Below are 11,779 nucleotides of genomic sequence, written 5' to 3'. Positions count from 1 at the left end.
TGTTCAAGGTGTTCAAGGTGTTCAGGCGAAAGTGTTCGTCACCGTCCCGGTAATGACGCTCCTCGGCGGTGACGCCCCGGGCGAACTCGAAGGCTACGGGCCCATCGACCCCGACACCGCCCGCCAACTCGCCGGACACGCACCATCCTTCACCCGGATCCTCACCCACCCCCACACCGGGGCACGACTCGACGCCGACGCCACCACCTACCGGGTCCCCCAAGACCTCCAAGACGCCATCCGGGCCAGAGACCAGACCTGCCGCCACCCAGGCTGTAACCGGTTGGCGATGTTCTGCGAACTCGACCACACCACCCCCTGGGCCCACGGCGGCAAAACCACCTACGGAAACCTCGCCTGCCTCTGTAAACGACACCATAAGCTCAAAACCGACGGCTACTGGCACTACCACCAACCAGAGGCAGGAACCATCATCGCCATCTCACCCGCCGGCGAAACCTACCTCACCAAACCCGACCCACCGCCACCACCACCCCAACCACCAGACCCACCACCCTTCTAAGCGGCGCTCGGCCTGTATAGCGGAGCCCAACCAGACAGCGCTCACCCAGACAGCGCCTATCCAGACGGCGCTCATCCAGACAGCGCTCATCCAGGCGCCGCCTATCCAGACGCCTCCGCAGAAGTGGCTACGATGTCCCGAGACACCACGTCCCAGTGGGTGAGACCCTACCCGGCCTGCCGCAATTCTGCACTTTGAGTGCAGTATGATGCACTCATGGATGCAGGCACAACGGCCTTGGCGGGAGCGATCGGCGAACGCGTCAAACAGGAGCGCCAATCGCGCTCATTGACTCTGGATCAGTTGGCGGACGCCGCGGGTGTTAGCCGTCGCATGCTGATCAACGTCGAGCAGGGCGCCACCAACCCCAGCGTGGGCACACTAATGAGAATCAGCGATGCCCTCGGCGTCGGGCTCCCGTCGCTGGTGGAATCGCCTACGCCTAAGCCCGTGACGGTCACCCGAAACGGTCAGGGGGCGCCCCTTTGGGCCTCGGACGCCGGCGGTAAAGGAGTCCTGGTTGCAGGCACCGAGTCTCCCGACGTCGTCGAACTCTGGGATTGGATAATGGTCCCGGGCGACCTGCATGAGAGCGAAGCCCATTCCCAGGGGACCAAGGAACTATTGCACGTGCTGCAAGGCTCGATCACGGTGCAGGTGGGCGACCAGCCGATAGTGCTCGAAACAGGGGATGCGCTGTCTTTCCCGGGGGACATCTCCCATTCGTACGCGAACGCAACAGCCCAACCAGCGCGGTTCACCCTGACAGTTTTTGAGCCTGGCGTGGGTCTGGGCCACCGAGTGGAGGCAATCGATGAGTGACCTGACCGGCTTGCAAAAACTCGTGGATTCGGGCCACGTGGATCCCGAGGTGTTCTTGCTCCGCCCGGACTTCGCCGTCGATCTGCTGAACGCTACTGCGGTGGATCAACTCCCACACGTTGCGGCCTGGCGGGAGGCCTACCGCAGCTTCGGGGCGAAACCCCAACGCACGCGCAACGGTCTTGAGGCACTTATTCGGCGGGCAGCCACTGGGCTGCCACGTATCAACCGACTGACTGACATCTACAACGCCGTTTCGGTGTTCCACCAGATTCCGTTGGGTGGCGAGGAAATCGCCAGCTACGTCGGTGCCCCTCGCCTGATCCGCGCCACTGGAAACGAACCATTCGACACCGCGACCGGGGGAGCGGGAACGGTCGAGTACCCCGAACCGGGCGAGGTGGTCCGGAGCGACGATGTGGGAGTGACCTGCAGGCGGTGGAATTGGCGACAGAGACGGCGGACCCAGAACCGCGACGACACGAGCACTGCGCTGTTCATCCTGGATGCCCTCGAACCGATGTCCGACGACGACCTGCAGTGCGCCGCGGATGTTCTGAGCGCTCACCTGAAACAGCTCGGCCCTAACGTGCGGATCGCCAGGCGGCTTATCAGTTCGGAGCGGAGCGCGTCATGACCAAAACGTTAACAGTCCCGCCGTGGGGTCTCGCAGTGACTGCTATGCTCTCGGTCCAGTTAGGTTCTGCCCTGTCTGTTGACCTCATTGGCACAGTGGGCGCGGGCGGAACCGCCTGGCTGCGCCTGAGCATGGGTGCACTCATCCTGATCGCGCTGGTCCGCCCCCCACTTCGGTCAATCCGTGGCCAGGACGTGCCCACCATCATTGGGCTCGGCCTGGCCACGGGCGTCATGACCCTGGGGTTCCTTGCCGCGCTTGAACACATCCACTTGGGCACCGCTGTAGCAATCGAGTTCCTGGGACCCCTGACTGTTGCAGCGATTCGCAGCCACCGACGAAGTGCCCTGCTCTGGCCAGCTATTGCCCTGATTGGTGTTGTTCTGATGACCGAACCGTGGCGGGGGAATGTCAATATGCTTGGCGTCGGCTTCGCGGCAATCGCGGCCGTGGGCTGGGCGGTCTACATAGTTCTGACCCAGCGCATCGGCGACCGCTTCACCGGGATTGCTTCTCTGTCCCTGACAGTCCCTATCGCTGCAGCTGTTTCGGCACTCGTCGGAATTCCGCAAGCCGTCGGCCATATCACTCCTGGCGTACTTGCTGCAGCTCTGGGCTTGGCGGTTCTGCTCCCGGTGCTGCCCTTCGCCCTGGAGATGCTCGCGCTGCGCCGGATGACTCCCACAGCGTTTGGGACGCTCATGGCTCTTGAGCCAGCGTTCGGAGTGTTCCTGGGACTGATTATCCTGCAGCAGCAGCTGGGGGTAACGCAGATCGTAGGTATAGCCCTGGTTGTGCTGGCCGGAGCAGCCGCTCAACGTGGGGGCAGCCGGGCTCAACGTGGCACGTCCGATCCTGTGCAACAATTGCACCTGCCAGGCTAAGCACTCCTGGTTACCCGCAGTCACCACGCCGGGGGTAGCTAGACCTCCGCGCCGTTGTCGCCGTGATCACGGGTCTTCGGAAGCCGCAGAATCAGAAACGTCACCGACGCGAGGAAAATCGCCAGGACGCTGAGCATCAACGTGAGGGGCGCCGCCCGCCAGAACATGGCGAGCAGCAGCAGGGTGATGGGGCCCCCGACGGCACCGAACCAGGCCAGGACCAGCAGCGGTTCCCCGGTACCAAGTGCTGGCGGGTCGGGTGGGTGATATCCCTCGTCCTCGTCGTCGTCTGGTTCCTGAGGCGTGTAGTCGCGTGGACCGTTCGGGGCGAGGCGGGGCTGGTTCTCAAACAGTGCCCTGACCCGGTCCTGATCAGACACTTCAGCATCAACATTTCCTCCGGGCGCCGTGCCGACTCCCGTCTCGGGCGCACTAGGGGTCTGCTCCAGCCGCGCCACCAGATCCTGCCACACGGCATCATCGGCGGACTCATTGGATTCCTGGCCTCGGGGTGTCATGCGGTGCTACCTGCCGTCACGTGCTCGATGAAGTGCGCTGAGCGTTCAAAAATCAACTGCGCGTCATGGTCCATCGTCGCAACATGGTAGCTGTTCTCCAAACGGACGATCTCCAGCTCCGCGCTCCCAATCCGCTGCTGCAGCACCTCTATGCTGGTCTCCGGCACTACCGGGTCCACCGTAGACCGGAATACCAGGGCTGGAGCGGTCACTGATGGCAGCCGCTCAACCGTCTCCCAGAAGAGGCGGTAGAGCTGACCCACTGCTGCAACGGGGGTTCGGGAATAGGCGCCCTCGTCCAATCCTTCCTTCTTGATGTTGTTGGCGATTGCTGGCACCGACCGCATCACATACTTCAGGAATCCTGCATAGCGTGCCCTTGGATCGGCGATGGTCAACCCCGGATTGACCACGACGACGCCCGCCACCGGGTGCAAAGAGGCCAACCGGAGGGCCAGGGCTCCGCCCATTGAAAGACCCGCGGCAACGATAACGTCGGTTGACCCTTCCAGTTCCCGGTAACCTGCCTCATAGCTGGCATACCAGCTTTGCCACGGGGTGCGGGCGAGTTCCTGCCAGGTGGTGCCATGCCCTGCCAGCAGGGGGAGGCGTACCGCGTAGCCTTGGTCTGCCAGGTACCGCGCCCAGGCCAGCAAACTCACCGGGGAACCGGTGAAGCCGTGGCTCATCACCACGCCGATGCGCGAGTGCTCTCCGAAGCCGTTGGAGGAGAACGCGACAGGACCGTCACTGGATGTCATAGACCCATCGTGCCACCTGCTGCCGATGCCTTGCCAGCGGGTGCGCGCCTTAGAGTAGTCTCTCAAGGAAAAGCGCGATCAACTGTGGGGGCACTCCGCCGTGATCCCGTTCGGGTCTAGGAAGGCTGTCAGCGTGTTTTATTGGTTCATGAAGCGGATCATCGTAGGTCCGATTCTGAGACTGTTGTTCCGCCCATGGGTAAAGGGAATGGACAACGTGCCAGTGGATGGCCCGGCGGTGCTGGTCAGCAACCACCTTTCCTTTTCGGACTCGATTTTCCTTCCGATTGCCGTGCCTCGGCCAGTGATCTTTTTGGCCAAGTCCGAGTATTTCACCGGCAAGGGGATGAAGGGCAAGCTCACCGCGATGTTCTTCCGCTTGTCCAACCAGCTCCCAATGGACCGTTCTGGTGGCGCTGCGTCATCCAGTTCGCTCAGTGCGGGTGAGGCCGTGCTGAACGGTGGCGGCATTCTGGGTATCTATCCCGAAGGCACGCGCAGCCCCGACGGACGGCTGTACCGGGGGAAAACCGGTGTCGCGAAGCTCGTGCTTGCTACTGGGGTTCCGGTGATCCCGGTGGCCATGATCGGAACCGACAAGGTGCAGCCCATCGGGCGGCGTATCCCCAACATTCGCCGCATCGGCATCATCGTGGGGGAGCCCCTCGACTTCACGCGGTACAAAGGACTCGCCGAGGATCGTTTCGTTCAGCGATCGGTCACCGACGAGATCATGTACGAGCTGATGCGGCTCTCCGGCCAAGAATACGTCGATGTCTACGCGAGCAGCGTCAAGGAGAAGCTTGCAGCAGCCAAGAATGCCGGCAAGAAGGTGCCCGCCGCGTCGACTGACAGCCAACAAAACGCCCCCGAGGTCGCTGACCACGCGGACACCATACGCGACGCGAAGACATCAGCGCGGAGCAAGCTGTCAGCGATCACTCTGCCGGGCTGGCTGACCAGGAAGAAGTAGACAGCTGCGCGGCCGGTGATGGCCGGCACCGTCCACCAGATAGGCGTGGCGCCCGGCACAATGTGACGCGCCGCCCCGCTGCGTGACGGCGACGGCGGTGGCTTCGATGTCGACCCATTAGGCTTAACCAGTGACTGATATCTTTGCACCCACCGAATCCACAGTTCCCCCAACTGGGCGGCGCAGCCCTGAGGCAAACTCCGTGCTTGATCACTGGCGCCAGCTGCCCATCTCGCAGCAGCCCTCCTGGCAGGATAGCAACGTGTATTCGGCCTCCGTCAAGGAGCTCTCCACCCTTCCGCCGCTGGTCTTCGCCGGGGAGGTCGACGTTCTGCGCGACCGCCTGGCCGCTGCCGCGCAGGGCAAAGCGTTCCTGCTGCAGGGTGGTGACTGTGCCGAAACTTTCGAAGGGGCGACAGCCGATCGGATCAGCGCCCGGGTCCGGACAATCCTGCAGATGGCAGTAGTGCTGACCTACGGTGCATCGCTGCCCGTCATTAAGATGGGCCGGATGGCAGGACAGTTTGCGAAGCCCCGCTCATCCAATGATGAGACGCGTGAAGGCGTCACTCTGCCTGCCTACCGCGGTGACATGGTCAACGGCTACGAGTTCACCCCTGAATCGCGCGGGCACGATGCATCCCGCATGGTCAAGGCGTACCACACGTCAGCTTCGACGCTGAACCTGATCCGTGCGTTCACCCAGGGCGGTTTCGCTGACCTGCGCCTTGTCCACCACTGGAACAAGGGCTTCACTGCCAACCCAGCTCATTCACGCTACGAGTCGCTGGCACGCGAGATTGATCGTGCCGTCCGCTTTATGGACGCCTGTGGTACCGACTTCGAGGCACTGAAGCGGGTGGAGTTTTTCGCCAGCCACGAGGCGCTCCTGCTCGACTACGAGCGTGCCCTGACGCGCACCGACTCGCGGACCGGGCTGCCCTACGACACCTCTGCCCACTTCCTGTGGATCGGTGAGCGTACCCGGGACATCGATAGCGCGCACATTGATTTTCTGTCCCGAGTCCGGAACCCAATCGGCGTCAAGCTGGGTCCAGGAACTTCACCCGACGACGCCCTCGCCCTGATCGACAAACTCGATCCCAACCGCGAACCCGGGCGTTTGACGTTCATCACGCGCATGGGTGCCGGCAATATCCGGGAGAAGCTGCCCGCGCTTGTACAAAAAGTCACCGACTCGGGCGCTCAGGTGCTGTGGGTGTCCGACCCGATGCACGGCAACACAGTGACCTCGCCCAATGGCTACAAGACCAGGAACTTCGATGACGTCATGGACGAGGTCCGCGGTTTCTTTGAGGTGCACAATTCCCTGGGCACCTTCCCGGGTGGCCTGCATGTCGAGATGACTGGCGACGACGTCGCCGAGTGCCTCGGCGGTGCCGATCCCGTAGACCAGGAGGCATTCCTGGAACGCTACGAGTCGGTGTGCGACCCACGCCTGAACCACATGCAGTCCCTCGAGATGGCGTTCCTCGTTGCTGGAGCGCTCTCGAAGCGCTAGGTGACGGTGATCGTGACGGTCGAGCCTTCGGGCTGCTCGCCAGTGAGGTCCTGGCCTGCCACGAGGCCTAGGACCGAGCCCCCGAAGGTGTAGTCCACCACAACTGTGAAGCCGGCAGCTTCGAGCTCGGCTACGGCTGCCGATTCCCGCTGGGAAAAGACGTTTGGCACTTCAACAAGGCGCGGGCCCAGAGACAGCGTCAGCGTCACAGTCTCCCCACGGGTCAACTGGCCGCCAGAGGGGCTCTGCCCTACCACGGCGCCCGCCGGGATGTCCCGGCTGTTCTCGCCGTCGGGGGCTACGGCCGCAACGAGGCCGGCAGCCTCGATGGCAGCGACGGCGTCGGCGCGGGACTGGCCGGTGACTGCCGGAACGTCAAGCGGTTCCGGGCCCTGGGAGACGAGCAGCTTCACTGTTGTGCCTCGTGGCGACGGTTCGCCGGCGGCAGGCTGCTGGCTAATCACGAGCCCGTCCTCGACATCGGCGCTGAATTCTCGAGTGATGTCTCCGACCGCCAGGTTACTGCCCGCCAGAAGTTCAGCGGCTGCGGCCTCACCCCGATCGACGACGTCTGGCACATCGAACAACTCGGGTCCCTTCGACACGAACAGCTCCACTGCCTCATAGCGGCGGATCTCGGTCTGGGCTGCCGGCTGGGTGCGGATTACCAGCCCTGACTCCACTTCGTCGTGGAACTCCTCTTCGGCGCGCCGCGCGTCGAAGCCGTTCTGGTCCAGTAGCAACTCGGCCTGTTCCACCGAGCGATTGACGACGTCGGGCACCGTTGCCAAAGCGCCTGGTCCAACACCAAAGAACCAGCCAAGACCTGCGGCTAAGCCCGCGAGGAGGAACAGCAGCACAATCCAGCTGGCGTTGCGACGGGTACGGCTGCCGGTGTGGAGGGATTTCTCGGGTCGTTGGGCGGCCTTCGCCTGCCGTTTCTGATACACCTTGAATTCGCGGCGTGCCTGTTTGTCAGTTAGCTGGACAGGTCGGGGTAGCGGATTGGCTTCGGTCTGTGGGCTTTGCCTGAGTGTCTGGGGGTGCCGGACGTCGCTGGGAATAACCGACGTCATGGACTGGTCTGCCCGGATCACCTCGGTGGGCCGGGGCCCGCGGGAGGCACTAATGATCTCAGTGGGGGAGCCGCCCGCTACCGTATCGATCACTTCAGTGCCGCCAGGCACTGGGGCGATGACGCCGGTCCGATCCGCAGCAGCATCGTTGCCGGTGGGGGCTCCGGGCAGTTCGAAGTCCAGCTCCTCATCGGTGAGGGTAGTTCGAATATGCCTGAGCTCACCCAGGAGTGCGTTGCCATCGATCGGACGGTCCTCCGGGTCCACAGAGGTGCACCACTGCACCAGTTCATCGATGTCGGGCGCAAGACCAGGGACCAGGGTTGAGGGCGCGGGGACAGTCGAATTGGCATGCTGCAACGCAACCCGGATGGGGACGTCACCGGTGTACGGCTGGTTTCCCGTCAAAAGCTCGAAGAGAACGATGCCGGCTGAGTAGATGTCGCTGCGGGCGTCTGCGCCGCCGCCGGTGACCAGTTCGGGGGAGAGATAGGCGACAGTGCCGATCAAGGTGCCGGTATTGGTGGTCGTGGAAACAGCCCTGGCAAGGCCGAAGTCGGCGATCTTGATACGGCCATTACTGGCCAGGAGAACGTTCTCGGGTTTGACGTCGCGGTGCACCAGACCGACGTCGTGGGCGGCGCCGAGACCTTCAATTACCGGATCCATCATGGCTAGTGCCAGCCGTGGGGTCAGCCGGCCCTTCTCCCGGAGGAGGTCCCGGAGCGTCTTTCCCGGCACGTACTCCATGACCAGGTACGCCAGCGAACGGTCGGGGGAGTCCTCTACCCCCTGATCCAGTACGCCCACGACGTGCGGGTGGGACAGGCGTGCCGCCGACTTTGCCTCGCGTTCAAACCGGTCAAGGAAGCTGGAGTCCTCGGCAAGGTGGGGGTACAGAATCTTCAGTGCTACGTCACGATCCAGCCGCCGGTCAGTGGCCCGGTAAACGGTGGACATGCCCCCACGGGCCAGGCGCGACAGAACCAGATAGCGCCCGTCTACAAGCGAGCCAACCAGTGGGTCATTCTGCCGTTCCTGCACCCCTCGATCCTAAGTGCACACATGTTGAGGGGTGGAACCGACACCCGATTCCACCCCTATTCACCGATCGTTGCCCGGTGTTGCTACCGGAAAGTCGCCTGGTGCGCGGTGATTGCCGCAACGTAGTCCTTGGTATCGCTGAACATCCCGTGAGTGGTTACCGAGTACTGGCCCTGATAGTAGGAAGCGATGGCTTCGTCAAGGCTGGCGCTGGTGCGGATCAACGACTGCAGGATGGCTACCCCGGCCGTTGCGTTGTCGAATGGGTCCAACAGATTCAGCTGTCGACCGACGAGGTCGGAGGCCCATTCCCCGGACATCGGGATGACCTGCATGGCACCAATTGCATTTGCGGGTGACACGGCCCGCTGGTTAAAGCCTGACTCCTGATAGGACACGGCAAGGGCCAACGTTGGGTCGACACCCATTGATCGCGCTGTATCAGCCACGATGGTCTTCATTGCGTCGTTGCTCGGGGCGGGCAGCGAGTCCAGCAGGTGCTTGTTGCGGTTTGCCTCGGACACCACGTGTTGCGGGTAGGTGTAGTGGAGGAAGGTGGACGGTACCAGGTCCGCCGGGGTGTCCGCTTCAGCAGCCGGGGCCTGCTCCGCTGCTGATGCTGCCTTGCCTGGAATGGTCAATTTTGCGCCGGGGTGGATCATTGTTGTGGCACTGAGGTCGTTTGCCGTCAGGAGGTCGCGGAGACTCACCCTGTGCTGTGCAGCGATGGCGCCGAGGGTGTCGCCGCCCTTGATGGTGTACTTGCCGCCGTCGGAAGCGGGTGCTGCGGGTTTGGGCGTTGCCGGGGCGATTTCGGTTGACGCAACGGAGATCTCAGCGGACCCACCGAGCTTTATTTTTTGTCCCGGGTGGATGATTGAGGACATTGACAGGGAATTGGCTTTCAGTACGTTTTCGAGGCTGACGCCGTGCTCGGCGGCGATGGCACTGAGTGTGTCGCCGGCCGTGACGGTGTAGGAGGAACCGGAAGATGGCTGGAGGTCATTCGCACGCTCGGAGGCAGGCTCGCTCGCGGGGGCGCCGGTGAGCTTGATTTTCTGACCTGGGTAAATGATGGTGCTTGCGCTCAGGCTGTTGGCCCTGAGAACCGCGCCGGTTTCCAGCCCGAGCTTGATCGCGATCCCGCTGATGGTGTCGCCTGCCTGGACAGTGTAGGTTTTCGGGGCACTCTTGGCGGGGGCCAGGAAGCTGGGGATCCTGGCCGGAACGGCGCTGGCCGGAACGGACAGACCCGCTGGGACAGTCACAGCTGGGGCCAGCCGCGGCGTCTGGAGTGACTTGACTGTCACCGGTGCGGCTGCGGCAGGCTGCGCGAGCGCGACGGCGGAAAGCAGCACTGCGGGAATGGCGGCGGCAGATACCGCAACGGTGAAGCGGCTGGGCAGACGGGTGCCTAGGGCACGGGCCTGGGATTCGAGCAGCGGCGATGACGAACGCTGGGCAGTCATGGTCTAATCCTCATCTATGGTCAACGGAATGGGCCGCGCCGATGGCCGAATTGAGACCCGACGGGCAATTCCGTCGGGGACCTCTTTCAATATCATCTGATGGTGCGCGAGAGTTTGATGTTGTCACTGTTACTGCTGTGACTCATGTGAATCTACACTAAAAGTTGCCTAGCACAATAGCTACTGTCCGCCTCGGAATTTACACACCGGCGTGTCGGATCAAGAAGTGGAGTGACGGGCTCACTTCTGGCACGCTTAGGGGGTGAATGAACTTGAAGAACTTGTGCCCGCATGGCTGAACCTCCCGGAGGTGGCGCTCGAGCTGGACGTACCCATCACCAAGGTCCACGGATTGCTCGATGAGAAGTCGCTGATTGCGCTTCGCAGCACCGAACGCAACGTCAGGAGCGTTCCAGCAGAGTTCATCTTCGAAGGTGCAGTGCTGGACAGTCTTAAGGGAACCATCATCCTGCTCGCCGATTCGGGCTTTAGCAACGAGGACATTGTCAGGTGGTTGTTCACTCCCGACGAATCACTTCCTGGGCGTCCAATTGATGCACTTCGGGAGGGACGAAAAACCGAAATTCGTCGACGGGCGCAGGCTGCCGCCTGGTAGCCTCCATCCCGGGGATCCCGCCGCACCTCTGAGTAGCAGTCAACCGTTAGGCTGACCGGCTGACTGCTGCAGTTGCCAGCCCAGCGAGGGCCGACCGGCAAGTATCGTCCAGGGCCAATCGTTTCAACCCCTCAGCCGCGGCTGCCGAGTGCTTGGCAATCAAGGATTCGACGGCGCCCAACGCGCCGGATGAGGTAATGACGTCCCGTAGACGGGCGATTCCATCGTCACCGAGATCTCCCTGTCCGAGGGTGTTGTTGATCAGGTCCCGGTCCGCGCTGCTGCCGCTCTGGAGGGCCCGCGCAATAAGCACAGTCCGTTTTCCCTCGCGCAGGTCATCTCCGGCGGGTTTGCCGGTGACCGCAGGGTCACCGAAAACCCCCAGCACATCATCCCGAAGCTGGAAAGCCTGCCCCAGAGGCAGGGAGAAGGCCGAGTAGCCGGCCAGTAAGGCTGGGCCCGCACCAGCCAGGGCACCACCAAGGCCCAGCGGGTGCTCGATCGAGTACTTGGCCGACTTGAACCGGACAATCTGTGCCGCGCGTTCGGCGGCGTCCACCGGAGTCCGGTCCGGCCCCACCGCTTCCTCCAGCAGGTCAAGGTATTGGCCCGCCATCACCTCAGTGCGCATCCGGTTGAAAATTGCCCGCGCGCCGGTCCCCGAGGCGGCCCGTGCGCCAATGTCGGAAAACTGCTCCTCGCTAAAGGAGAGGCACAAATCGCCGGTGAGCACAGCTGCAGAAACCCCGAATCGGTCAGGGCTCAAATGCCATCGGTTTCGCTCATGCAGCGCGCCGAACTGGCGATGCACACTAGGGGAGCCGCGCCGAGTGTCGGAACGGTCGATGACGTCGTCGTGGATCAACGCAGCCGCCTGGAACAGTTCGAGTGCAACCCCCGCCAGAACAGGCTCGGTGGAGCCGGCCGCCCCACC

Annotated in this window: 12 protein-coding genes; 7 read left to right on the top strand and 5 right to left on the bottom strand. The window is 63.0% G+C overall.

Going from position 1 to position 11,779, the window contains the following annotated elements:
- The 4 genes from Y703_RS19690 to Y703_RS19685 all read left to right on the top strand — a co-directional run.
- The coding region (locus Y703_RS19690) for an HNH endonuclease signature motif containing protein (RefSeq protein WP_035764953.1) at window positions 1-523 on the top strand (523 nt) is incomplete at its 5' end.
- Between the two features lie 216 nt (window positions 524-739).
- The gene (locus tag Y703_RS0112150; RefSeq protein ID WP_026552913.1) at window positions 740-1,345 is read left to right on the top strand and encodes a helix-turn-helix domain-containing protein; all 606 of its coding nucleotides are present in this window, start codon (window positions 740-742) and stop codon (window positions 1,343-1,345) included.
- Window positions 1,338-1,982 (top strand): B3/B4 domain-containing protein, encoded by a 645-nt coding sequence (locus Y703_RS0112145; RefSeq protein WP_026552912.1) that lies wholly within the window; start codon window positions 1,338-1,340, stop codon window positions 1,980-1,982. The genes Y703_RS0112150 and Y703_RS0112145 overlap by 8 nt, the downstream gene beginning before the upstream one ends.
- Window positions 1,979-2,866 carry an EamA family transporter gene (locus Y703_RS19685; RefSeq protein ID WP_035764938.1) on the top strand — a complete coding sequence of 296 codons (888 nt, stop codon included), beginning with the start codon at window positions 1,979-1,981 and terminating at the stop codon, window positions 2,864-2,866. Before Y703_RS0112145 ends, Y703_RS19685 begins: the two co-directional genes overlap by 4 nt.
- A gap of 38 nt (window positions 2,867-2,904) precedes the next feature.
- Here the strand turns inward: Y703_RS19685 and Y703_RS0112135 are convergent, their stop codons facing one another.
- Together Y703_RS0112135 and Y703_RS19680 are read right to left on the bottom strand one after the other, a co-directional pair.
- Entirely contained in the window at window positions 2,905-3,384 is a 480-nt protein-coding gene (locus tag Y703_RS0112135; protein WP_026552911.1) for a hypothetical protein, read from the bottom strand.
- A complete protein-coding gene (locus Y703_RS19680; RefSeq protein WP_035764935.1) occupies window positions 3,381-4,145 on the bottom strand; it encodes an alpha/beta hydrolase in 765 nt (254 codons plus the stop codon). The genes Y703_RS0112135 and Y703_RS19680 overlap by 4 nt, the downstream gene beginning before the upstream one ends.
- Window positions 4,146-4,278: 133 nt before the next feature.
- Here Y703_RS19680 and Y703_RS19675 point away from each other — a divergent pair, with 133 nt between their 5' ends.
- The gene (locus Y703_RS19675) at window positions 4,279-5,118 is read left to right on the top strand and encodes a lysophospholipid acyltransferase family protein (RefSeq protein ID WP_081743519.1); all 840 of its coding nucleotides are present in this window, start codon (window positions 4,279-4,281) and stop codon (window positions 5,116-5,118) included.
- Window positions 5,119-5,248: 130 nt separating this feature from the next.
- Window positions 5,249-6,640 carry a class II 3-deoxy-7-phosphoheptulonate synthase gene (locus Y703_RS0112120; RefSeq protein WP_026552909.1) on the top strand — a complete coding sequence of 464 codons (1,392 nt, stop codon included), beginning with the start codon at window positions 5,249-5,251 and terminating at the stop codon, window positions 6,638-6,640.
- Here the strand turns inward: Y703_RS0112120 and Y703_RS0112115 are convergent.
- The gene (locus Y703_RS0112115; protein WP_026552908.1) at window positions 6,637-8,760 is read right to left on the bottom strand and encodes a Stk1 family PASTA domain-containing Ser/Thr kinase; all 2,124 of its coding nucleotides are present in this window, start codon (window positions 8,758-8,760) and stop codon (window positions 6,637-6,639) included. The genes Y703_RS0112120 and Y703_RS0112115 overlap by 4 nt on opposite strands.
- A gap of 83 nt (window positions 8,761-8,843) precedes the next feature.
- A complete protein-coding gene (locus tag Y703_RS0112110; protein WP_026552907.1) occupies window positions 8,844-10,229 on the bottom strand; it encodes a lytic transglycosylase domain-containing protein in 1,386 nt (461 codons plus the stop codon).
- Window positions 10,230-10,491: 262 nt separating this feature from the next.
- On the opposite strand from Y703_RS0112110, the gene Y703_RS0112105 reads away from it, so the two are divergent.
- Window positions 10,492-10,845 carry an Rv2175c family DNA-binding protein gene (locus Y703_RS0112105; RefSeq protein WP_026552906.1) on the top strand — a complete coding sequence of 118 codons (354 nt, stop codon included), beginning with the start codon at window positions 10,492-10,494 and terminating at the stop codon, window positions 10,843-10,845.
- A 46-nt stretch (window positions 10,846-10,891) separates the two neighbouring features.
- Here Y703_RS0112105 and Y703_RS19670 read toward each other — a convergent pair.
- Window positions 10,892-11,779: polyprenyl synthetase family protein (locus tag Y703_RS19670; protein WP_035764932.1), on the bottom strand; the 888-nt coding region annotated here is incomplete at its 5' end.

It is taken from the genome of Arthrobacter sp. H20 (assembly GCF_000520515.1).
In the GTDB taxonomy this organism is placed as follows: domain Bacteria; phylum Actinomycetota; class Actinomycetes; order Actinomycetales; family Micrococcaceae; genus Arthrobacter_D.
Note: the sequence above shows the minus strand (reverse complement) of the source record. Positions and strands in the feature narration are given on the sequence as shown.

What these genes read in the sequence shown, in the direction of transcription:
- Y703_RS0112150 (WP_026552913.1), top strand. Translation starts at nt 740, where the DNA reads ATGGATGCAGGCACAACGGCCTTGGCGGGAGCGATCGGCGAACGCGTC.
- Y703_RS19680 (WP_035764935.1), bottom strand. Translation starts at nt 4,145, where the DNA reads ATGACATCCAGTGACGGTCCTGTCGCGTTCTCCTCCAACGGCTTCGGA.
- Y703_RS0112145 (WP_026552912.1), top strand. Translation starts at nt 1,338, where the DNA reads ATGAGTGACCTGACCGGCTTGCAAAAACTCGTGGATTCGGGCCACGTG.
- Y703_RS0112135 (WP_026552911.1), bottom strand. Translation starts at nt 3,384, where the DNA reads ATGACACCCCGAGGCCAGGAATCCAATGAGTCCGCCGATGATGCCGTG.
- Y703_RS19685 (WP_035764938.1), top strand. Translation starts at nt 1,979, where the DNA reads ATGACCAAAACGTTAACAGTCCCGCCGTGGGGTCTCGCAGTGACTGCT.
- Y703_RS0112110 (WP_026552907.1), bottom strand. Translation starts at nt 10,229, where the DNA reads ATGACTGCCCAGCGTTCGTCATCGCCGCTGCTCGAATCCCAGGCCCGT.